This is a genomic window from Longimicrobiales bacterium (assembly GCA_035764935.1).
Taxonomy (GTDB): domain Bacteria; phylum Gemmatimonadota; class Gemmatimonadetes; order Longimicrobiales; family RSA9; genus DASTYK01.
In genome coordinates, this window is record DASTYK010000153.1 from 1 (window position 1) to 22,838 (window position 22,838).

Genomic DNA, 22,838 nt, shown 5'->3' on the forward strand with positions numbered 1-22,838 from the left:
CGATGCCGCGGCGGCCAGCCTTCTGCCGGTCTCGCGCACGAGCCGCTCCAGCTCTTCCGGGGAGTGCGTCGTTTCCAGCACGCGCAGCAGCTCGTTCAGCACCGGCTCGTAGGCCTTGGGGAACAGCGTTTCCGCGCCGGGCGTGGTTCCGTAGACGTAGGCCGGCTTGCCGACACCCTCGCGCCGCACGCCTCGCTGCTCGACGAGCCCGTCGCGCTGCAGCGCATCCAGGTGCAGCCGAACGCCATTGTCCGTCAGCCCCAGCGCTTCCGCCAGCTCGCTCACGGTGTGCTCCGAGCGACGCAGCCGGCTGAGCACCCGCCCACGCGTCGATTCGAGGAGACGCTTCCGCCAGTCCTGATCCGCCATCGTGCTGTTCCTCTCCCTGTCCCGCGCCTCGCGGCGCCGGGGACCAGTGCATGTTCCGGAATTTAACTGCGGTGCCGCTCCTTTTCCAGTTTATCAATAAATATATTGACATATTGCCACGAGCGGACGTAGGATGGGGGTGGCCCGGATGCAAGGGCCGATACCAACGAACCTCGAGGAGGTCGATCATGCGCGAGCATGGTGGATGGATGCGGGCAGCTGCGCTGCTCGTTGTGATGGCTGGATGCGCGAATGCGGACGGGGAGGAGCAGGTCGGGGAGAGCTCGACGCCGGCGGCCGAGGTGGGTGCCCCCGAGGGCGATCAGGCGGCGGCGCCGTCGCTGAACGACGCGCAGATCGCGGCGATCGTCGTTACGGCGAACGGGATCGACGTGGCGAATGGCGAGCAGGCGCTGGAGAAGTCGAGCAATGCGCAGGTACGGCAGTTTGCGGAGACCATGGTCGGCACGCACACGGCGGTGAACGAGAGCGCGGCGGAGCTGGTCGCCCGGCTCGGGGTGACGCCGGAGGAGAACGACGTGAGCCGCTCGCTGCAGGCGGACGCGGAGCAGACGCGGGCGCGCCTGGCTGCTCTTTCGGGTGCGGAGTTCGACCGGGCCTACATCGAGAACGAGATCGCCTTTCACGAAGCGGTCATCGATGCGGTCGATTCACTGCTGATCCCGAACGCGACCAATGGTGAGCTGCGCCAGACGCTGGTGGACGCGCGCCCGGTCTTCGAGGGACACCTGACGCACGCGAGGACGGTGCAGCAGCAGCTCAGCGGGTCCTGATCGTCAGCCCGGATCCGCTTCGCCGACACCGGCGCGGCGGAGCAGGTCCTCCGCGCCGACCGGCATGCGCAGCACCACGCGCACGCCGGCGGCGCGGTACTGTTTTTCGGCGACGGGATCGGGCCCGGGCAGAAGCACGACGATGCGTGTGCGGCGGGGTGCGCCCAGCTCTCCCATGATGGTGAGCAGGCCATCCACACCGCAGCGTCCGGTGATGACGAGCAGGTGGGGAGGCGTCGTGCGGACGCGCAGTACGGCGTGGTCCGGGCCCGGCACGTTTTCCACCTCGAAGCCGTGCCGCTGGAGCAGGTCGCCGATCGCGGCCTGCAGTCCGCGGGCGAACCCGACGAGCAGGGCGGAGCGTCCGCCGCTCATCCCCCGCGCTCCGCGTGGGAGGTCACTGGCGGAGGTCCACGCCTCATGCTGCTGATTCCAGCTGAGGCAGCAGGGCGTCGATCGCGGCCAGGAACGCATCGGTATCGAGCGCGCGGGGGTCCAGCACCGCCTGCACGGCGGCGCCCTTGATCAGAGCGACGAGTGCGGCCGCCATGGCGTCGACCGTGATGCCACGCAGCCGATCGGGCTCCGCGCGACGCAGTTCCTCCAGCATCGGCCGGAACGCGTCCCGTCGGCGGGCGAACTCGGCGAGCATGCGGCTCCGGATGCCGGGGTGCCGCGTGCCGATCAGCCAGAAATCGAAGAACAGGTGCACGCGACGCCGATCGCTGGTGAGGCGGGAGATCTCCTGGCGCAGCAGGGCGAGCAGCCTGGCGACCGGACCCTCCATCCTGCGGGCAGCGGGCGCCAGTGTGTACTCGGGCGTGCGTTCCAGCACCCAGTCCAGGAGCGCCAGGAGCAGCTCCGCCTTGGTGCGGAAGTGGAAGTGCACCAGGCCGTGGCTCAGGCCCGCCTCGGCCGCGACACGCCGCACGGTAAGTCGGGCGAGTCCGTCGCTGGCCGCGATCTCGTACGCTGCGGCCAGGATCTGGGCGCGACGCTCTGCCTCTCCAGCCTTCTGTCCGGGCATGCTCCCTCCATTGACCCGGTGACCAATCAAGCGTAGCGTATCCGGTATTGGCCGGCCGGTCAATAGCCTGCGCTGCCGGAGGCGATGATGCCGCCGCGGGCGCATGCAGCCGGGTTGCAGATAGAGGTCACGTGCTCGTTCCAAAGCTGGTCACCACCCTTCGCAATTACACACGCGCACAATTCACGGCTGACCTGACGGCGGGACTGATCGTCGGGATCGTCGCCCTGCCGCTGGCGATCGCATTCGCGATTGCGAGCGGTGTCACGCCCGACCGCGGTCTGTGGACGGCGATCATCGCGGGCTTTCTGATCAGCGCGCTCGGCGGCTCACGCGTGCAGATCGGCGGCCCGACGGGCGCGTTCGTCGTGATCGTGTACGGCATCGTGCAGCAGTACGGTGTGGACGGCCTGCTGATCGCGACCATCATGGCGGGGCTGCTGCTCGTCGCACTGGGGCTCACGGGACTGGGCAACGCGGTCAAGTTCATCCCGTACCCGGTCGTAATCGGATTCACGAGCGGCATCGCGCTGATCATCTTCTCGAGCCAGGTGAAGGACCTGCTCGGGCTGCGTATGGGTGAGGTGCCTGCGGATTTCCTGGAGAAGTGGGCCGCCTACCTGGACAACCTGGGCAGTGCGAATCCCGCGGCGATCGGGGTCGCCGCGCTCGCGCTCGGGATCATCCTGCTCTGGCCGCGCGTGAGCCGGCGCATTCCCGGACCCTTCGTCGCGCTCGTGGTGACCACGCTGCTCGTGCGGTTCACGCCGCTGGATGTGGAAACGATCGGCTCCCGGTTCGGCTCGATCTCCGCCTCGCTGCCGTCACCGTCGCTACCCGACGTCGATCTTGCGACGGTCCGTGCGCTGGTGGGGCCCGCCCTGGCGATCGCGCTGCTGGGCGCGATCGAATCGCTGCTCTCGGCGGTGGTCGCGGACGGCATGATCGGCGGCAAGCACCGCTCGAACATGGAGCTGGTCGCGCAGGGCGTTGCGAACGTCGTCACGCCGGTGTTCGGCGGCATTCCTGCGACGGGCGCGATCGCACGCACCGCGACCAACGTGCGCAACGGCGGCCGCACCCCCGTCGCGGGGATGGTGCACGCGGTGACGCTGCTGCTGATCACGCTGTTCTTCGGTCGGCTCGCCGCATACATCCCGTTTGCGACGCTGGGCGCGATCCTGGTCGTCGTGTCGTGGAACATGAGCGAGGCTCACGCGTTCAGGGCGGAGTTCCGCGGACCGAAGAGCGACATCCTGGTGATGCTTTCGACGTTCGGTCTCACGGTTCTCGTGGACCTCTCGGTGGCGATCCAGGTGGGTATGGTGCTGGCGACGTTCCTCTTCATGAAGCGGATGTCGGAGGTCACGAACGTGCAGGTCATGACGCGTGAGTTCCAGGACAACGGAGACACCTACCAGTCGGACCCCAACGGACTGCGCGGCCACACGATCCCGCCCGGCGTGGAAGTATACGAGATCAACGGTCCATTCTTCTTCGGTGCGGCGAAGACGTTCAAGGAGCAGGTCGAATCGGTCCTCGGGAAACCGAAGGTGCTGATCCTGCGCATGCGCAACGTGCCTGCGATCGACTCGACGGGCCTGCACGCGCTGCGGGAAATGGTACACAGCTCGCGGCGTGCGGGCACGCTCATCCTGCTGTCGGACGTGCACTCGCAGCCGATGGTAGCGCTCGGCCGCTCGCACCTGCTGGAAGACATCGGCGAAGAGGCGATCATTCCCACGCTGGAGGAGGCGCTCGCACGGGCGCGCGAGCACCTTGCGGGTGTGCAGCCCGTCGCGCACGCAGGCGCGGAGTAGCCAGGAGTCGTGCTGATTCTTCTGTTCAGAGCGTCGCGTACTTCATCGTCACACCGAGCTGCGACGCGCACGACGAACTCGCGCTTCACCTGGTCGCGGCCGCAGCACTGCTGATCGCGGCGGGGGCTGCACTGGCCGGGTATGTGCGGTGGCGTTCTGGCGACCGCGGCACTCGAGCCCTGCTGGAATCTGCCACGCCTGCCCGACCGGCCGGATGCGATGGCACCGGCGAGCATTCCGTCGTGGTCTTCGTGAGCCGCGGCGAGGAGGTGACCGGTGCAGGAGACCGAAGGGATCCAGCATGCCACGGCGCACAGGCCGTGGCCGAAGCCGCGCATGCCGTGGGTCATGTTCCAGAGCTGGCAGCGCCTCCTATTCGCACACTGGCCGCTGCCGGCTTCGGTGTTGCGGCCGCTGGTTCCGCCGCAGCTCACCCTCGAGGAGTTTGAGGGGAGTGCCTGGCTGGGCCTGACGCCCTTCATCCTGCGCGACCTGCGTCCTCGCGGGATTCCCGTGTTCCCCGTCATCTCCGATTTCCCCGAGATGAACCTGCGTACGTACGTGCGCCATGGCACGCGCGCGGGCATCTGGTTCTTCACGCTGGAAGCGGCGAGCACGCTTGCGGTGATCGCTGCGCGCACGCTGTTCCGCCTGCCGTACCACCACGCACGAATGGAAGTGCAGGACCGGGATGGCTGGATCGAGTACAGCAGTTACCGGAGGGAGGGCAATGCTGCGTTCGAGGGGCGCTACCGCCCGATGGGGACGAGCTTCGAGCCCCGGTACGGCACGCTCGAGCACTTTCTGACGGAGCGGTACGCGCTGTTCACCGTACTGCGCAACGGCTGGGTCCTGCGCGGCGACATCCACCACGTGCCCTGGCGGCTGCAGCGTGCGGAGGCCGAGATCGGGCTGAACACCGTGCCCGCAGCACACGGCATCACTCTCCCCGACGTGGCGCCGCTGCTGCATTATTCGGAGCGGCAGGACACACTGATCTGGGCTCCCGAGCTGGATGATGCACGCCCGAGCTGAGCACCCGACGCAGCTGACGCTCGTTCAACCGTCTTTCATCGACCAGGCGTTCTCACGCACCGCCGGCGTCCGGCGCAGCGAGGGCAACGCCGTGCGTGTGCTCAACAACGCGGCGGAGAACTATCCCGCCTGGCTGGACGCGATCGCCGCGGCGCAGCGTTACATCTACTTCGAGAGCTACATCCTGCGCGATGACAGCAGTGGCCGAACGTTTGCCGATGCGCTCATGGCCAGGTCCCGTGCGGGTGTCGTGGTCCGCGTCGTCTACGACTGGCTCGGGGCGATCGGCAAGACTGCGCCGGCATTCTGGCGCGCGCTGCGCGAGGCGGGCGTGGACGTGCGGGCATTCAATCCGTTCCAGGCGCTGCGGCCGTTCGCGTGGGTGCACCGCGACCATCGCAAGTCGCTCGTGGTGGATGGCGACGTCGCGTTCGTGACGGGGCTGTGCGTCGGCGATGAATGGGTCGGCAACGCGGCGCGCGGCATCGCTCCCTGGCGTGATACAGGGGTGGAGCTGCGAGGGCCCGCTGTGTCCCAGGTCGAGGATGCGTTCGCGCGCATCTGGTCACTGGCCGGGGAGCCGATCCCGGCCGGCGAGCGTGTCGACCCGGAGCTGACCCTCGCCGGCGATGTGGCACTCCGGGTGGTCGCGAGTGAGCCGGTGCGTGGTGCGCTGCTGCGCTTCGATCAGCTGCTCGCGTCCGCGGCACGCCGCACCCTGTGGCTGACCGACGCGTACTTCGCGGGGATGCCGTCCCACGTCGAGGCGCTCCGGTCCGCCGCGCTGGACGGCGTGGATGTGCGACTGCTGGTCCCCGGCACGACGGACATTCCGATCATGCGCGCGTTCTCGCGCGCGGGCTACCGGCCGCTGCTCGAGGCGGGCGTGCGCGTGTTCGAGTGGAACGGGCCGATGATCCACGCCAAGACGGCCGTTGCAGACGACCAGTGGGCGCGCATCGGCACGAGCAACCTCAACGTGGCGAGCTGGCTCGGGAACTACGAGCTGGACGTGATCGTGGAGGACCCGCGCGTTGCTGCCGCCATGAGCAGGCAGTACCTCGCCGACCTGGAGAACGCGACCGAGATCCTGCTGCGCGAGCGACGGCGTCTCCCGCGACGCGACGGGCAGGTCGTGCGCGCGCCCGGCACCGTGGGCAGCGCGGGACGGGCCGCGGCGGGTGCGCTGCGCGTGGGCAACACGGTCACCGCCGCAGTCACCAACCGGCGCGTGCTCGGGCCTCCCGATGCGGGGATCGTTTCGGGCGTCGGTGTCGTGCTCGTCGGCCTTGGCGCCGCGGCGCTGCTGTGGCCGCGCATCGTCGCAATTCCCGCCGCCGTCATAACGGGCTGGATCGGCGTTGCGCTCTTTGCGCGCGGCGTCCGTCTCTGGCGCTCGCGCCGCCGGCAGCCGCCGGTGCCCCATCCCCGGCCCCCTGATCCGTGACCCGCTCGGGCCCAGATCGAAGGACAGCCCGCGGCAGGGCCACCGGACTCACGAACCCGTCTCCACCCGGGTTTGCGCGGGAACGCGCGTTGCATGCTTGAGGGTGCGCGTAACCCCCAGCAGGGAGAGACTTTATGAATACGAAGCGGCCCCGGTTTTCGGTCCTGAGTGCACTGCTCGTCGTTCCGGCACTCGCCGCATGCGGCAGCTCGACGGCGACCACGGCCGTCGGCGCAGGCGCCGCAGCGGCGGCGGCGATCGCATACAATGACCGCGGTGCGACGTCGAACCTCGATGCCTCTGTCGGCGACATTGCGAACGCGACGACGGAAGCGTTCACTGCACTCGGCATCACGCTGACGGAACGCAAGACGGAGGACGATGGTATCGAGGTGCAGGGCACGGAGGGCGAGTGGAAATACGTCGTAGACATCGAACGCGATTCCGGCGATACACTGTCGGAGGTCGAGGTGACGGTCAGCAAGGACGTCGCCGACTACAGCCAGGACCGCGCGGAAGAACTGTTGCGCGCGATCATGCAGCGACTCTGACCGCACGCGGCGCCGGTTGCGGCCGGCGCCGCACAGCCGTGCAGGCATGAGCAGAGGACCGATGATGGAGCGGCCCTCCGCGTGGCGAGTCGCCATCGCGTTCGTGCTGACCACGCTCATCCTCCTCGTGATCGTTCCGTCCGTCGTGCAGCAGCGCGTCACCGCCCTTCGTTCACAGATCACACTCTCCGAACCGGCACGTACGCTGGTCATGCAATGGCAGTTCGATCTGGTGCGTGAGATTGCCGCACTGAACCAGCTGCTGCTCACCGGCGACAGCGTGCAGGTCACCATTTACGACGAGGCGTTTGCGGACGAGCAGCGCATCAGCGAACGCCTGGGGGAGATGGTCCAGGCACTGGGGCAGGATGTCCAGGCGCAGTTCATCGAGGCGCGCACACTTGCCGACCAGTGGCATGCGCGCGTCAACGAGGACGTGGTGCTGAGCGCGGACGCCGTGCAGCAGCCGGATCTGCTGCAGGGGGAGAGCCAGCTCTTCGTGCAGACGATGCGTAGCGTCTGGGAGGTGGACGAATCGATCCGGGACTTCACGGCTGAGGTGCGCCTCGACATCGCTTCCGCGGAACGGTTGGGGCTGGTGTTCACGGTCGCGCTGGGGCTGCTCGCGCTGGTCGCCGCCGGCGCGGTGATCGCGATCGAGATGCGTGTGCGCAGGCTGGCTGCCGTGGCCGACTATCGGCGTGCGGAAGCGGACGCGGCGCTGCAGGAGACGGAACGGCTTGCCGATGCGCGGACGCGGCTGTTACGGGGCATCACGCATGACGTGAAGAACCCGCTTGGTGCCGCGAAGGGGTACGCGGAGCTGCTGGGCATGGAGATCAAGGGGCCGCTCACGGACGGGCAGCGGCCGCTGGTGGAGGGGATCGAGCGGTCAGTCGACAGCGCTCTCTCGATCATTGCCGATCTGCTCGATCTCGCCCGCGCGGATTCCGCGGTGACCTTGCGTCGTGAGCAGGTGGAGGTTGCAGCGCTGTTGCGGGAAGCGGTGGCAGATCATCGGGCGACGGCCGTGCACACCGGACACGAGATCGAGGCGATCCTGTGCGACGAACCACTGATCGCCCACACGGATCCGATTCGCCTGCGACAGGTGCTGGACAACCTGCTGTCGAACGCGTTGAAGTACACCCCGGCCCCCGGCCGGATCGAGGTGCGCACGCGCGTCGTGCGCGATCTCGGCACGGAGCGGCCCGGGGAGTGGCTCGTCGTGGAGGTGGCGGACAGCGGCCCCGGCATTCCGCCCGAGCACCGCGACGCGATCTTCGACGAGTTCACGCGCCTGCACGACAACTCGCCGATCCGGGGGCACGGCCTGGGGCTGCCGACGGCGCGCGCCCTGGCCCGTCAGCTGGGCGGTGATCTTACGATCGAAGACTCGGTCGAGGGCGCGACGTTCGCGATCTGGATCCCGCAGCGCGACGAGGCGGCGCCGGCGGGATCACGCGATCGCCGCCGGTCCGCCACAGTCGGTTAGCCGCGCGGCACCAGCTTCCAGAGCTCGCCGTTGTCCTCGTCGGTGACGATGTAGAGAGCGCCGTCCGGACCCTGGCGCACATCACGGATGCGCTGTCCGCGATCATGCAGCAGGTGCTCCTCGCCGGTGACGCGCTCGCCTTCGACTTCCAGGCGGACCAGGCGGGCGCTCGCCATCCCCCCGATGAACAGGCTGTTCTGCCAGCGCGGGAACAGCTCCCCGGTGTACCACTGCGCACCGGACGGCGCGATCACGGGATCCCAGTAGTAGACAGGCTGCGTGAAGCCCTCCGGAGCCGGTGATGAGCCCGCGATCGGGTCGCCGCGATACTCGATGCCGTAGGCCTGGACGGGCCAGCCATAGTTGACGCCGGGGCGGATGAGGTTGAGCTCGTCGCCGCCGCGCGTGCCGTGCTCGATGAGCCACAGGCGGTCCTGCGGATCGAACGCCAGCGCCTGGATGTTGCGGTGCCCGTACGACCAGATCTCGGGCTGTGCGCCCTCCCGGCCCACGAAAGGATTGTCCTGCGGCACACTGCCATCCGCGTTGATGCGCATGACCTTGCCCAGGTGGTTGTCCAGCTCCTGGGCGTGGTGGCGCATGTCGGCGACCGAGCGGTCGCCGGTCGTGATGTAGAGTGTACCGTCGGGGCCGAAGGCGAGCCGTGAGCCGAAATGTGCCCGGCCGTCATACGTCGGTTCAACCCGGAAGATCACCTGGACCTGGCTGACGCTGGATCGGTCGTCCGAGAGCACGCCGCGGGCGACGGCGGTGCCGTTGCCACCCTCACGCGGCTCGGCGTAGCTCCAGAAGATCGTGCGGTCTTGCTGGAAGGTGGGGCTGAGCGCAACGTCGAGCAGCCCGCCCTGCCCGCGCGCGTCCACGCGCGGCAGCCCCGTGATCGGCTCGCTCACAGTCCCGCTCGCCGAAACCACACGCATCCGGCCGGGTCGCTCCGTCACGAGCAGGCTGCCGTCGGGTAGCGGCTCCACGGCCCATGGATGCTCGAGTCCGCTGGCGATCACCTCGACATCGAATGCGACACCGGAACGAACGCCGCAGGTCCGTGTCTGACCTTCGAATGCGGGCTGCTGATCCGGCGCGTTCGGGTCGTTCGTCTCCAGCGGCACACACTGCGACTCGGCGGCAGGCGCATTCTGCGCGCTTTCGGCGCCGCTCGCCCCGTCCTCCAGTTGCTGTCCGCACCCGAACAGGAGCGCGAGACCGGCGGCAAGGTGGGGAGCAGCGTTGCGGTTTCGTACCATGAGACCTCTCGCAGGAAAGCTGGTCATGTTGTCAGCGGGTCGTTCAGAACGTCATACGCCGGGACCGAAACCGCCAGTGCTGCAACGCTGTCACGCGGTATCCGCCCCTGCGGGGGCTTGTCCCGGCGCGGGAAAGCCGCGAGCGTTCCCTGACTCCCCGACGAACCCGACCCCTGTGCAATGACACGGCACCAGAAGATCGCCGCGACCGCGGCCGCGACCGTTCTCCTCGTACTGCTGCTCCTCCTGGCGCTGCCGCTGCTGTTCGGCGGCCGGATCGAAGGGCACGTGCGCACCATGATCGCGCGCAACCTGAATGCGGACGTGAGCTGGCAGGACGCCAGCGTCAGCCTGCTGCGTGGTTTCCCGCATGCGACGCTGCGCCTCGAGCGGCCGGAGATCGTCGGCCATGAGCCCTTTGCCGGCGACACGCTGCTTGCCGCCGACGGCATCGGTGTCGTGCTGGATCTCGGCAGCGTGCTGCGCGTGGTGCGAGGGACGGGTGCTCTCGAGATCCGCTCGATCACCGTCGATCGGCCGCGCGCCCGTCTGCTCGTGCTGGAGGACGGGACGGCCAGCTGGGACATTCTGCGTGCGCAGGAAGGCACACAGGAGACGGAGGAGCGGGCACTGGCGCTGCAGCTTCGCTCGCTGGAGCTGCGCGACGGGGCCGTCGTGTTCGAGAACCGGCAGTCGGGCCTGCATGCGCGGCTCAATGGCATCCGGCACGACCTGGGCGGCGATTTCACGAGCGAGCGGTTCACGATCGACGCGAGCCTTCACGCGGACAGCGCGAGCATCGAGTTCGCCGGCATGCCCTACGTGAGCAACGTCGAGCTGGAGCTGAAAACGAAGCTGGACGCCGACCGCTCCGCGCAGCGCATTACCCTTTCGGATGCAGGCCTGCGCCTCAACCGCCTGGTCCTCGCCTTCGGCGGATCCGTCGCTGCAGCGGGTGACGACGTCGCGCTGGACCTGGCGTTTCAGACGCCCGGCACGTCATTCGGCGACATCCTGTCGCTGGTGCCGGCGGTGTACGCGAACGACTTCGCGGCGCTGCAGGCATCCGGGCGGATGCGCGTCGACGGATTCGTGCGCGGGGCGTATGGACCGGCATCATTCCCGTCGTTCGCACTGAATGCGACGGTAGACGAGGGTCGGTTCCGCTACCCCGACCTGCCGCTGCCGGCGCGCGAGATCGGTGCTTCACTCGTGATCACCAATCCCGGCGGCCACGCGGACAGCACCGTGATCGCGCTGGAGCGCTTTCACATGGTGATCGGCAGCGATCCGGTGGATGCGTCCTTCACACTGCGCACGCCCGTGTCCGATCCCCAGCTCGATCTGCGCGCCGCGGGCACACTCAGGCTCGACGACCTGGCCGGCACCGTGAAGATGCCGGACGTCGAGCAGCTCGCCGGCGTGGTAACGGCTGACGTCGCGGTGCGGGCACGCTACTCCGCGCTGGACACCGGCAATTTCGAGCAGGTGGATGCGAGTGGAACGGTGGCGGCGTCGGGTGTTGCAGTGCGCACGGCGACGCTGCCGCACCCCATCCAGGTGCAGGAAGCGCGGCTGCAGCTCTCGCCGCAGCACGCGGAGCTGACGTCGTTCCGCGGCACACTGGGCAGCAGCGAGGTCCGCGCGGACGGACGGCTGGACAACCTGCTCGGCTTCGTGCTGCGTGACCAGGAGCTGCGGGGGCGCGCCAGCGTACGCAGTCCGCGCTTCGACCTCAACGAATGGCGCTCGGAGCAGGAGGACCGCGAAGTCATTCCGGTTCCGGCTGGTATCGACTTCACGCTGGATGCCGCTGCGGAGGAGCTGGTGTTCGGCCCTGTCGAGTACACGGATGCACGGGGCGCAGTGCACATCCGCGATCAGCGGATCACGCTGGACGGGTTTCGCATGAACATGCTCGGCGGCTCGGCCGTTGCCAGCGGCTGGTACGAGACGGTGCGGCCGGACTCGCCCTCGTTCGACGTGCAGCTCCGGGTCGAGGAGATCGATATCCCCTCGGCATTCGCATCGCTCAACACGGTGAAGGTGCTCGCTCCGATCGCGGAGTACGCGCAGGGGCGCGTGTCCGCGGACGTGCGGCTGAACGGCGCCATGGGCACGGACATGATGCCATTGTACGAGGCGCTCACGGGTCTGGGCTCGTTCGAGACGTCGCAGCTCGTGATCAGCGGGTTTCCCGCGTTCGCGCTGCTGAGCGACAGGCTGAACGTGAGCGCCCTCGAGCAGCCCGCGCTGAACGCGATCGCGTCGTCCTTCGAGATCCGCGGCGGGCGACTGCACGTCCAGCCGTTCGACGTCGGCATCGCCGGCGCGAAGCTGCACGTGGCCGGCTCCAACGGCATCGACCGCTCACTGGACTACGACCTGCAGCTCGAGCTGCCGCGGAACCTGCTGGGCAGCGATGCGTCGCCGATTCTGGCCAGCCTCGGCGCCGACGCATCACGGCTGGGCATCGACCTGTCGAGTGCCCAGCGCATCGCACTTGGGATCGACCTGGGCGGGACCGTCAACGATCCGACGATCGACACACGGCTTGCAAACGTCGCCGAGAGCGTCACTGGCGGGGTCGAGCAGGCGCTGCGCGACGTCGCAACGGAACGCCGCGAGGCCGCAGCCGAGCGGATCGACTCCGCGGCCGCTGCGCGTGCGGCCCAACTGGTCGCGGAGGCGGAGCAGCGTGCGGAGCAGGTCCGCGAGGAGGGACGCAGGCTCGCCGAACAGGTGCGGAGCGAGGGACATGCGCGGGCGGACTCACTGGAGGCGCGCGCGTCGAACCCCGCGACGCGCATTGCCGCCCGCACCGCCGCGGCGAAGCTGCGGCAGGAGGCGGACGAATCGGCGGACCGGATCATGGCGGAGGCCGATGCGCGCGCCGAGTCGATCGTCGCCGAGGCGCGGCGCAACGCGGAGGCCGTGCAGGGGTGAGCCGCCCGCGGCAGGGTCGCCCTGCGACGCCGTGCGCCGCGGCTGCCAGGCCTGCGTGTGCGCTTCTCGTCGCGCTTTCGGCCGGCTGCGCGACGTCCGCAGCGGCGCCCGGCATCGCAGCGGATGCGTGCACCGCCGCCGCGACGTCCGCGGCGCCCGCCATCCGCATCGCCGTGGGCGACCGCATCGACCCGCGCAACGCACCGGTTCCGACGAACAGCGACGAGCGACTGCTGTTCGCCCAGATCTATGAAGCACTCCTCCGCGTCGACTGCAACGGTGCACCGGTACCGGCGCTCGCAGAGTCGTGGTCCGCTTCGCCCGATCGGCTGACGTGGAGCTTCCGGCTGCGCCAGGGGATCCGTTTCTCGGATGGCACGCCGCTCGACGCGGCCGCAGCCGCGACATCCTTGTCGACTTCGAACCTGCCGGCGCTCGCCGCGGTTGCCGCAGCCGGTGAGCAGGAGCTGCACGTGCGGCTGAACGAGCCGCAGAACGCCTTCTTCTTCGCGCAGCCCGCGCTCTCCGTCACACGGGTCACCGGAGCGGGCGCCTGGCCGGTCGGCACCGGCGCGTACCGGCCGGAGCCGGACACGCGCGGCCTGCGGCTCGTGCGGACGCAACCGGATCCCGCCGCACCGGATACACTCCGCGCCGTACGCGTCCCGGGCGATGATCCGCGCGGCGCACTCGACTCGGGCGTCGACCTGCTCATGACAGCGCATGCGGCGACGATCGCGTATGCGCGGCTTCTCGCTGAGTATGCAGTCCGACCCCTGCCGTGGAACCGCACCTATGCCCTGGTGTCGCCGGCGGGAGAGGGCTCCATCCTTCCGGAGGAATCCGAGCGGGAGTCGCTGGCGCGGGATGCGGCGGCAACCGGAACGCGCGCGGCGGGCATGACCTCACCGGCATGGTGCACCACTGGCGCCGGGAGTGTGTCGTCTCGACCGGCGGCTGCGACCGTCGCGTACCCGCGCGGCGACGACATCGCGAGGGGCATGGCGGAACGCATTGCGGCACTGTCGTGGCCGGTGGACCGCACGCCGACGTGGCTGCGCATGCTGTTGCCGCCCACCGTCAGCGCACCGTTGACCGCGCGAGCCGTCGATGCCGATGCGCTGCTGGAAGAGATGCGTGCCGGAGCGGGCGGGCTGTTCGTCGTCGCCATGCGGCACTGCAGTGGAGCGGACCCCGCATACTCCGCTGTTGCCGCCGCGGGACTGCGCACGACGCCTCTCGTGGACGCGCGCGATCACCTGGTCCACCGCGCCGGCATCGGCAGCATCACCACCGACGCAGCAGGCACACCCCGGTTCGGCCCAGTGCGATGAGTGTCCGCACGCGAATTCTGCTCGCAAGCGTGGCGGCAGCGGCTGTCCCGCTGCTCGTCTTCGCGATCGGCGCCCGGCGCGAGGTCGCGGAGCGGCTCGGTGCGCAATACCAGGCGCGCGTGGACGGCGCCGTCGAAGTCATCCGCGCTGACCTTGCAGGGATTGCCGTCGACCTCGACGCGCGGCTCGCGGCGCTCGGCTCAGCGATCGTCGACGATGCGGCCGTACGCGCGGCGCTGATGCAGGAGGGCCGCGCCGGCGGATTGCGCGATTATGCGACGCGCGTGATGCCTGCGGCAGGCCTGGACTACCTGCTGCTGCTCGATGCCGAGGCCACGGTTCTGAGCTCGGGCCATTTCCGCAATGACTACGGACGCCGTGCCTCGGCCCTGCGTGACGCAGGATCGAGCGGCCCCATCCTGGTGCAGGCGCGACGCGCCTCGGGACGCTTTCTGGCGCTGGCGCGCGTGCACCGCTTCACCATCGCAGGGCGCACGTTCCTGCTGGCCGGTGGCATCGAGGTCGACAGCGCTTTCGTGCGGAGACTCGCACGGGACGAGTCCGGTACACTGGTCGTAACCCTGTCGCACCCCGGAGGCGAGCTCGCATCCGCTGCGGTGTCAGCAGGTGGCGGTGATTTCCTGGAAGACGTTTCGACGCCGTTCGTGGACGACATCGGCACCGCGGGGGATTCGCCGGGCGCGCGCGAACCGGTTGCGACGTGGACGATCCGGCACTCGACCGCGCCCCTGGCGGTGATCCGGCGCGGCATGGATGCCTGGCTGCTTGCTGCAATCGTTGCCGCCGTCCTGCTTGCGATCCTGATTGCGCGTGTGCTCGCGGCGCGCGTGAATCGACCACTGGAGGAGCTGGCGGCGCGCGCGCGTCGCATCGATCTCGAGCGACTCGACACCAGCTTCGCGACGCGGCGCTTCGACGAGGTCGGCTCGCTGGCTCGCGTGCTGGATGCAATGGTGCAGCGGCTGCGCGCGAGCGCGGCAGAGCTGCGCAGCGCCGAGCGCCGGGCCACCGTCGGCGACATCGCGCGCCAGGTGAACCACGATATCCGGAACGGCCTGCTCCCGATCCGCAACGTGATCCACCACCTCGACGAGGTGGCGCACGAGTCGCCTGCCGACCTGTCCCGGGTGTTTGCGGAGCGGGCACCGACGCTCCGCTCCGGCGTCGGCTACCTCGAGAAGCTCGCCACCAGCTATGCGCGGCTCACACCGGCGGCTTCGCGTGTTCCGGTCGACGTCAACGACGTCATCCGCAGTGCCGTCGACTCCACGCGGGCGGTCACGCTGCGGCTCGCCGCCGCACCGCTCGTCGTGTCGGCGGATCCCGTGTCGCTGCGACGCGTGGTCGAGAACCTGGTCGTGAACGCACTCGACAGCATCGGCAACGGCAGCGGCACCGTCACGGTCACGACGGCTGCCGAAGTCACTGCCGACGGCTCACGCGTCGTGATCAGCGTGGCCGACACGGGCAGCGGCATTGCGCCCGACGATCTCGACCGCATCTTCGACGACTTCCACACGACCAGGCCGCACGGCACGGGGCTCGGACTCTCGATCGTGCGGCGGCTCGTCAATGACATGGGCGGGCGGATCCGCGTCGCGAGTGAGCCGGGTCGCGGCGCGACCTTCCGCATCGAGCTGCCGGAGGCGGGGTGAGCGAACGCATCCTGATCGTAGACGACGTCGCCGCGATGGCCGAGCAGTACGCATACGACCTGCGCCGCCTCGGGGGCTACCGCACCCGTACCGTCGCCAGCGGCCGGGATGCGATCGCTGCGCTGGTCGAGGAGGACGTCGACTGCATGATCCTGGACCTCGAGATGCCGGGCATGGACGGGTTCGAGGTGCTGCGCACCATGCGCGAGCGCGGCCTGGACGTGCCCGTCATCGTCTATACCGGGACCGGCGACTTCGACCGCTGTGTGCAGGCGGTGCGGCTGGGCGCCTGGGGCTTCATCGACAAGGCCGAGCCGATGCAGCGTGTCGTGCAGGAGGTGCGCAACGCCCTCGAGCGCGGCCGGCTCGAAGGCGAGGTCAAGCGGTTGCGGGCGCGCGTGGAGGGGGAGAGTTCGCTGATCGGAGACGGCAGCGCCATGCGACGTCTGCACGACGAGATCCGTCGCCTCGCACCGATCCCCAGTCCCGTCCTCATCCTCGGCGAAAGCGGATCCGGCAAGGAGCTCGTCGCCCGCGACCTGCATCGCCTCGGCACCGAGCCGAAGGCGCCGTTCGTCGCATTGAACTGCGCGGCCCTGCCCGAGTCCCTCGTGGAAAGCGAGCTGTTCGGCCATGAGAAGGGCGCCTTCACCGGCGCGGACCGCGCGCGCCGCGGTGCGTTCGAGCTCGCCGGGCGGGGTACGCTCTTCCTGGACGAGATCGGAGAGCTGCCGCCCGCCGCACAGGCAAAGCTGCTGCGCGCGCTCGAGGCCCGCGAGATCACCCGGCTCGGCGCCGAACGAACCACGCCGGTCGAAGCGCGCGTCGTCGCCGCCACGCATCGTGACCTCGAGGCCGACGTCGCCGCAAAGCGATTCCGCCAGGACCTCTACTACCGCCTCAACGTGCACGTGCTGCGCGTACCCGCGCTGCGCGAGCGCTCGAGCGACGTCCCCCTCCTCGTCGATCATTTCCTGCGTTCCATCTGTGAGCGCTTCGGCATGCGCACGAAGCGGATCGACGACGAGGCACTCGCTCTCCTCCAGCGCTACGACTGGCGTCGCAACAACGTTCGCGAGCTGCGCAACATCGTCGAGCGGCTCGTCATCGCCGCGGACGACGACCTCATCCTCGCCGAGCACGTGCCGCCCGAGATCGTTGCCCCGGAAGGAAGCGAGTCGCCCACGTTGCAGGCGCGCCGCGCGGAGGCAGAGCGGCAGATCATCGTCGATGCACTCGACCGCAACGGGTGGCACATCACGAATACCGCCCGCGAGCTGGGACTGGCGGATCATGCAAGTTTGCTGAAGGTCATGCGGCGACTTCGCATCGAGCGGTCGTGAATCCCTGATATTTTCAACCACAGAGAACACGGAGCCCACGGAGTATTCCCCGAGTGCAGCCCGCGCACATCGGCCGCATGGCTTCGAGTACACGCAGACATGCCGTGGTAGAGCGTTATCAGCCGTCTCAGTTTGTTCTCTGTAGCTCTGTGTCCTCCGTGGTTAACCGATGTCATACGTGTCCATGCGGACACATCAGTCGCTGAGCCACGTGTCCGGGAGTACACGAAATCGACCTGGCCGGACCTCCGATCTCCGCCTCCGGATCTTCATAATCATCACGGACACAACGACATACAGCTGACCGGGCAGCTCCTTCCCGGAACGGTCGCACGCTTGCCTTTCCCTGGCGCCGCTGGACAACGCGAACCGCGCCGAGGGCGCACGAACAGGGGAGGAAGACATGCGGATCACGCACTTCAACGGGATGAACGGAATCGCCGCAGCACTGACGCTCGCGGGGACGGTGCTGGCCTGCGACGGCGGTGAGTCGGTGCCACGTGAGCGGCGGGTGGCAGCGGCCGCGCCCGTCTCGCAGCCGGTCACCGCCACGCCGGTGATGGATGTCGACACCATCGAGAGCGCGACACCCACCGTAACGGTGCCGGAGAACGTCACGTACTCGGACGCGGAGGCGGTGTACCACGCGGGGCGCTACGTCGACGCGACGGAGATGTTCGGTGTGTACACGACGACGCATCCCGGGAACGGCTGGGGTCACTACATGCTCGGGCTGTCTGCCTGGAAAGCGGGTGACGCCGAACGTGCGATCGCAGCGCTGGAGAGGACCGTGGAGCTGGACAGCGCGAACGTGAAGGCCCGCACCAATCTCGGCCGCGTGCTGATCGAGCAGGGCAGGGCAGAGGAGGCGCTCGCCCAGATCGAGGCCGCGCGCACGCTCGAGCCGCAGTCCGCACCGGTACTGCGCGTGATGGGCAACGCTCTCGGCGAGCTGGGCCGCGCAGAAGAGGCACTCGTCGCGTACCGCGAGGCACTTGCCATCGATCCGGAGGATGCCTGGTCGATGAACAACTACGCGCTGCAGCTGATCCGGCTCGGCCGCTTCGAGGATGCACTGCCACCGCTCGCCCGTGCAGTGGAGCTGAAGCCCGGCTCGGCGCTGTTCCAGAACAACCTCGGCGTCGCACTCGAGCGCTCGGGCGACCTGGTGTCTGCAGCCGCGGCCTACGAGGCGGCCCTCGCCGCCAACGACGCCCACGAGCGCGCTCGCGTCAGCCTCGCCCGCGTACAGCAGCGCATCAGCGGCGAGGATACGGCGTCGACGGATCTCGGCGCCCTGGCGATCGCGTTCATCAGTGAGGTCGAGTCCTGGCGGATGCCTGCCATGGAGGCGGTCGGCGTCCGGTGAGCTCCGGATACCGTGCGATGACGCACAGGGGGAACCGGGGAACGTGCACGGCCCCGCACCGATGCTGGTGCGGGGCCGTGCTGCGTAATAGCGGCTGCGAATGGAAGGCGCGTTCGCGCGCGGATCAGGTTGCGGAGATTTCCGCTTCAGGTGCCGCGGATGCGGGAGGCGGCGCCACGACGAGCGAGCCAACACCGAAGAGCAGCTCGAGATAGTTCCGGAACTGCCGCAGCTGACCGGGCAGCAGGGCAGCTTCCCGCAGCCCGCGCGCCAGCACGAAGCCGCCCTCGATCGCGGCGACCAGGCCGTCCGCCAGCTCGTCGGCTGTCACATCCAGGCGCGGTGGCTGCTGCGCCATCGCAGCCCGCAGCCGGGCAGCGACCAGCTCCCGCCAGACGAGCAGCTCGCGCCGGATCAGCGTGTGTACCTGCTCGTCGAACAGCGCTGCCTGGTAGCCGAAGGATGCGAAGAGACAGCCCGTTCGCTCGAGCGGCAGGTTCGACAGCGCCTCCTCCGCCAGCCCCACCATCAGCAGCACCTGCTGAACGGGGTCCCTGCTCAGCCGCTCCGCTCGCGCGATGGTCTGCTCCAGCATGCGACGGTCGCTCGTCGCATAGCGCTCGACCAGCGCGAGGGCGAGGTCATGCTTGGTGGGGAAGTGGTGGAACAGTGCGCCCTTGGTCAGGCCCGCCGCCTCCACCACGGCCTCAACGGACGTCGCGCCGTACCCGCGCTCCAGGTACAGCTGCTCCGCGGCGTCCAGCAGCCGCTCGCGCGTGTCCGCCCCGTTCTTCTGCATGCCGGACTTTAACATACCGCGTGGTATTTCGCAAGAAAGCGTCGTCCCGGAATATGAATCGCTCGTCCCATGGTGCTTGAGCAAGTCGATCTGTGCCCCTACATACCGCACAGTATGCTCGCAGATAGAACGACGTCGTTGTGTGCCGCTTCCGTGGGGCGCGGCCGAACGACGTCGTTTGCCTTTTCAGTCCCCGTTCAGGATGGAGACCATGAAGCCGAAGTATGTACTGATTGCCGCCGTGCTGATGGCCTGCGCGCCGGACACGGTGGACGCGCAGCACACCGGTCACGCGCCGGCGGATGTCCCGTTGTATGACAACCTTGGAACGCACGCGTACACGGTTACGACGAGTCAGCCGCGGGCACAGGAGTATTTCAACCAGGGGCTGCGGCTCTACTACGCGTTCAATCATGCCGAAGCGATCCGCGCGTTCCGTGCTGCCGCGGCGCTGGACGACACGTGTGCAATGTGCTGGTGGGGGGAGGCACTGTCGTACGGGCCGAACATCAACCTGCCAATGGACAGTGCTTCGGGCGCCGCGGCCTATGCGGCGATTGCCGAGGCGCGGGCGCGCAGTCAGCATGCGAACCCGCGGGAGCGTGCGCTGATCGAAGCGCTGGCGACGCGCTACGCGGCGGTGCCGGCGGCAGACCGCGCGTCGCTGGACTCCGCGTATGCGCGGGCGATGGCGGCGGTGGCCGCGCAGTATCCGGACGACAGCGAGGTCGCGTCGCTGTACGCGGAAGCGATCATGGATCTCAGCCCGTGGAACTACTGGGAGCGGGACGGCTCGCCGCGGCCGCAGACGAGTGCGCTGCTGAGCGCGCTGGAAACGGTGATCGAGAGGGCGCCGAACCATCCGGGCGCGAACCACTTCTACATTCATGCAGTGGAGGCGGTGGACCCGGAGCGAGCGGTGAGTGCGGCGGAGCGGCTGGCGGGGCTGATGCCGGGTGCAGGCCACCTGGTTCACATGCCGGGCCACATCTACGTGCGCGTGGGCCGCTACCGCGACGCGATTGCCGCCAACGAGCATGCGGTGCACGCGGATGAGACGTACATCCGTGATCAGAAGCCGGCGTTCGGCGTCTATGTGGCGGGCTATTACCCGCACAATTACGACTTTCTCGCGTTTGCCGCGAGCATGATCGGGCGACGTGAGCAGGCGATCGGCTCGGCGGACAGGATGATGGAGCTGCAGCCCGAGGAGATGCTTGGAGCGCCGGGGATGACGTTCATGCAGCATCACCGCACGCGCAGGCTGCAGATGCGGGTACGGTTCGGCGCATGGGACGAGCTACTTGCCGAGCCGGCACCGCCCGCCGAGTTGAAGCACGCACGAGCGATGTGGCATTACGCGCATGGCCGTGCGGCGGCCGCGACGGGCGACCACGCCGCAGCGGAAGCCGACCTCGCCGCCGTTCGCGCGGCCGCCGGGGATCCCGCGCTGGCGGACGAGCGCCTGGAGTTCAACACGGCAGGCGCAGTGCTCGCGATCGCGGCGGACGTGCTGGCGGGGCACATTGCCGCGTCGCGCGAGGACTATGAGACCGCAGTGGCGCACCTGGGCAGGGCGGCGGAGGCAGAGAGCGCACTGACGTACGGCGAGCCGCCGGACTGGTCGATCCCGGTTCACCAGGAGCTGGGCGCGGTGCTGCTCCTTGCAGGCAGGCCGGCGGAGGCGCAGCGCGCGTTCGAGAAGGACCTCGCCTTCTTCCCCGAGAACGGCTGGTCACTGCACGGGCTGGCCCGTGCGCTGCGCGCGCAGGGTCGCACGGGGGAGGCGGACGAGGTGGAAGCGCGCTTTGCACGCGTATGGGAGGGTGCTCCGATCGGAGCCGGCCGGCAGTAGAGCACGGCGACGCACGCCATCGAACGCGTCGTGATCATAAGCGGGCGGCCCGGCACCACCGAGGGATGCCGGGCCGCCGTTCGCGCGTCCGGGTGCCTTACCGCAATTTCAGTCCGTCATTCCTGAACGCGCTGCAGCACGCGCTGCATGCGTGCCCGGACGTCCTCTGCCAGTGGCCGGATATCGTCACGTCCGGTCAGCCCCAGGGCGGGGACCGGGTCCATGATGCTGACGACACTGCTGTCGTCATTCTCCGCATACACGACGACGTTGCACGGCAGCAGCAGACCGATGTCGAGCTCTGCCGTGAGAGCGCGGTGCGCGAGTGGCGGGTTGCATGCGCCCAGGATGATGTAGGGGCGGAACTCGACGTCCAGCTTCTTCTTCAGTGTTGCACGCACGTCGATTTCGGTGAGCACCCCGAAGCCTTCCGTCGCGAGCGCCTCGCGCACGCGCTCGACTGCAGCATCATACGGCACGTCGATGCGGGTACCGAATCCGTAGGACAGCGTGATGTCGTTCATGGGCAACTGGACTCACTGTTCGAGGAGCGCACGCCGGGTCGCGCACGCGACGTCATGCGAGCTGAGCTTCGCCGGCCGGGATCGTGATGCTGAAGAGTGCGCCGCCGCCGGGCCTGTTCTCGGCGCCGATGCTGCCGCCGTGAGCTTCGACCACACCGCGCGCAATTGCCAGGCCCAGCCCGGTGCCGCCGGGGCTCGAGCGGCGGCCCTGCCAGAACGCGGCGAAGAGGTTCGGCAGATCCGCGGGGGGTATGCCGGGGCCGGTGTCGGCGACCGTGTAGCGCACCCAGCCGTTGATTTTGGTGCACTGCACGTCGATGGAGCCGCCGCACGGCGTGTAGCGGATCGCATTGTCCAGCAGGTTCGAGAGCGCCTGCTGCAGGCGGTGCCGGTCCCCCCGGATCAACGGCAGGTCCGCGTCCGCGAAGAAACGCAACGCCTGGGAGCTGGCGGCGGCGCGCGTCGCATGCATCTCGACCGCATCACGCGCAATGTCGGCGGCCGGGAGCCACTCCTGGTGCAGGTTGAGCTGCGACGACTCGAGCCTCACGACATCCAGCAGATCCTGGATCAGGCGGTCCATGCGCAGCGCGGAGCGCAGGATCACGTTGAGCTGGCGGGTGCGCTGCTCCTCGTTCATGGGGAGCTGCAGCAGGTCGACGCTGGTGACGATGGTGTTCAGCGGATCGCGCAGGTCGTGCGCGACCGCGCCGAGCACCTGGTCCCGGACGGTGAGTGCCTGGCGCGCTGCGCGCACCTGGTTCAGACACGTGTTGGCGAGCGCCCGCACGAGCTCCCGTGCCTCGTCGCTCATGCCATGCGCAGGATCACAGGAGGCAGCGATCAGCCGTTCGGCAGCGAGCGCGAGCTGCTCCTCCTGCTCTTGCCGCGGCCGTGCAGTCGTAGCGGTGGACATGCGCACCTCCAGTAACGGGCTGCGGAGGGTCAACTTCTATAGTACCTCCGGCCTGTATTCCGGTCGTAGGAGTTTTCCTTACGTGCTGTGGGGAATTCCCTGCGCTCCGGCCGCTGCCGCCGCATTGTGCGCCGTGTCGCCGGCCGGGGCTCGATGGACACATCCGGAACGCGGCAGACCGGCAGAGAAAGCCCTACGTGATGTTCGTCGTTGTCCCGGCAGATTCCCTGTCTCGACCTGGGTATACTCACGTGTGCCGGACAGCTGCCCCCG

19 protein-coding genes are annotated in these 22,838 nt (G+C 68.7%); 12 read left to right on the forward strand and 7 right to left on the reverse strand.

All coding sequences use genetic code 11. The features are described from left to right. Positions 1-369, reverse strand: a 369-nt coding sequence (locus tag VFU06_12975; GenBank protein ID HEU5210300.1) for a helix-turn-helix domain-containing protein, incomplete at its 3' end; no start/stop codon positions are given. Positions 370-557: 188 nt separating this feature from the next. Here VFU06_12975 and VFU06_12980 point away from each other — a divergent pair. Next, the gene (locus VFU06_12980) at positions 558-1,163 is read left to right on the forward strand and encodes a DUF4142 domain-containing protein (protein HEU5210301.1); all 606 of its coding nucleotides are present in this window, start codon (positions 558-560) and stop codon (positions 1,161-1,163) included. 3 nt (positions 1,164-1,166) lie between these two features. Here VFU06_12980 and VFU06_12985 read toward each other — a convergent pair whose 3' ends face one another. Both VFU06_12985 and VFU06_12990 read right to left on the reverse strand, forming a co-directional pair. Beyond that, a complete protein-coding gene (locus VFU06_12985) occupies positions 1,167-1,538 on the reverse strand; it encodes a hypothetical protein (GenBank protein HEU5210302.1) in 372 nt (123 codons plus the stop codon). Between the two features lie 43 nt (positions 1,539-1,581). Next, the gene (locus VFU06_12990) at positions 1,582-2,190 is read right to left on the reverse strand and encodes a TetR family transcriptional regulator C-terminal domain-containing protein (GenBank protein ID HEU5210303.1); all 609 of its coding nucleotides are present in this window, start codon (positions 2,188-2,190) and stop codon (positions 1,582-1,584) included. A 131-nt stretch (positions 2,191-2,321) separates the two neighbouring features. Between VFU06_12990 and sulP the strand changes: the two genes are divergently transcribed. The 5 genes from sulP (at position 2,322) to VFU06_13015 (ending at position 8,538) form a co-directional block, all read left to right on the forward strand. Beyond that, complete coding sequence (gene sulP, locus VFU06_12995; GenBank protein HEU5210304.1) at positions 2,322-4,010, forward strand: sulfate permease; 1,689 nt, start codon at positions 2,322-2,324, stop codon at positions 4,008-4,010. 276 nt (positions 4,011-4,286) lie between these two features. Further along, complete coding sequence (locus VFU06_13000) at positions 4,287-5,045, forward strand: DUF2071 domain-containing protein (GenBank protein HEU5210305.1); 759 nt, start codon at positions 4,287-4,289, stop codon at positions 5,043-5,045. After that, positions 5,026-6,492 (forward strand): phospholipase D-like domain-containing protein, encoded by a 1,467-nt coding sequence (locus tag VFU06_13005; GenBank protein HEU5210306.1) that lies wholly within the window; start codon positions 5,026-5,028, stop codon positions 6,490-6,492. Before VFU06_13000 ends, VFU06_13005 begins: the two co-directional genes overlap by 20 nt. Before the next feature lie 134 nt (positions 6,493-6,626). Beyond that, positions 6,627-7,043 carry a DUF3568 family protein gene (locus VFU06_13010; protein HEU5210307.1) on the forward strand — a complete coding sequence of 139 codons (417 nt, stop codon included), beginning with the start codon at positions 6,627-6,629 and terminating at the stop codon, positions 7,041-7,043. A gap of 46 nt (positions 7,044-7,089) precedes the next feature. After that, on the forward strand, positions 7,090-8,538 hold the full coding sequence (locus tag VFU06_13015; GenBank protein ID HEU5210308.1) for a HAMP domain-containing sensor histidine kinase: 1,449 nt from the start codon (positions 7,090-7,092) through the stop codon (positions 8,536-8,538). Here VFU06_13015 and VFU06_13020 read toward each other — a convergent pair. Further along, positions 8,535-9,803, reverse strand: coding sequence for a PQQ-dependent sugar dehydrogenase (locus VFU06_13020; GenBank protein ID HEU5210309.1), 1,269 nt, complete (start codon positions 9,801-9,803; stop codon positions 8,535-8,537). The genes VFU06_13015 and VFU06_13020 overlap by 4 nt on opposite strands. 180 nt (positions 9,804-9,983) lie before the next feature. Here VFU06_13020 and VFU06_13025 point away from each other — a divergent pair, with 180 nt between their 5' ends. From VFU06_13025 to VFU06_13045, 5 genes are all read left to right on the forward strand, one after another. Beyond that, positions 9,984-12,749, forward strand: coding sequence for an AsmA-like C-terminal region-containing protein (locus VFU06_13025; protein HEU5210310.1), 2,766 nt, complete (start codon positions 9,984-9,986; stop codon positions 12,747-12,749). Continuing rightward, on the forward strand, positions 12,746-14,083 hold the full coding sequence (locus VFU06_13030) for an ABC transporter substrate-binding protein (GenBank protein HEU5210311.1): 1,338 nt from the start codon (positions 12,746-12,748) through the stop codon (positions 14,081-14,083). Before VFU06_13025 ends, VFU06_13030 begins: the two co-directional genes overlap by 4 nt. Continuing rightward, positions 14,080-15,759, forward strand: a complete 1,680-nt coding sequence (locus VFU06_13035) for an ATP-binding protein (GenBank protein ID HEU5210312.1) — start codon at positions 14,080-14,082, stop codon at positions 15,757-15,759. The genes VFU06_13030 and VFU06_13035 overlap by 4 nt, the downstream gene beginning before the upstream one ends. Further along, entirely contained in the window at positions 15,756-17,102 is a 1,347-nt protein-coding gene (locus VFU06_13040) for a sigma-54 dependent transcriptional regulator (GenBank protein HEU5210313.1), read from the forward strand. The genes VFU06_13035 and VFU06_13040 overlap by 4 nt, the downstream gene beginning before the upstream one ends. A gap of 403 nt (positions 17,103-17,505) precedes the next feature. Then, positions 17,506-18,471, forward strand: coding sequence for a tetratricopeptide repeat protein (locus VFU06_13045; protein HEU5210314.1), 966 nt, complete (start codon positions 17,506-17,508; stop codon positions 18,469-18,471). 124 nt (positions 18,472-18,595) lie between these two features. Here the strand turns inward: VFU06_13045 and VFU06_13050 are convergent, their stop codons facing one another. After that, positions 18,596-19,285: a helix-turn-helix domain-containing protein gene (locus VFU06_13050; GenBank protein HEU5210315.1), complete on the reverse strand. Its 690-nt coding sequence runs from the start codon at positions 19,283-19,285 to the stop codon at positions 18,596-18,598. 196 nt (positions 19,286-19,481) lie between these two features. On the opposite strand from VFU06_13050, the gene VFU06_13055 reads away from it, so the two are divergent. Further along, the gene (locus VFU06_13055) at positions 19,482-21,125 is read left to right on the forward strand and encodes a hypothetical protein (protein HEU5210316.1); all 1,644 of its coding nucleotides are present in this window, start codon (positions 19,482-19,484) and stop codon (positions 21,123-21,125) included. Between the two features lie 116 nt (positions 21,126-21,241). Here the strand turns inward: VFU06_13055 and VFU06_13060 are convergent, their stop codons facing one another. Continuing rightward, positions 21,242-21,649: a DUF302 domain-containing protein gene (locus VFU06_13060; protein HEU5210317.1), complete on the reverse strand. Its 408-nt coding sequence runs from the start codon at positions 21,647-21,649 to the stop codon at positions 21,242-21,244. 52 nt (positions 21,650-21,701) lie between these two features. Continuing rightward, a complete protein-coding gene (locus VFU06_13065) occupies positions 21,702-22,565 on the reverse strand; it encodes a HAMP domain-containing sensor histidine kinase (protein ID HEU5210318.1) in 864 nt (287 codons plus the stop codon). Positions 22,566-22,838 lie beyond the last annotated feature (273 nt).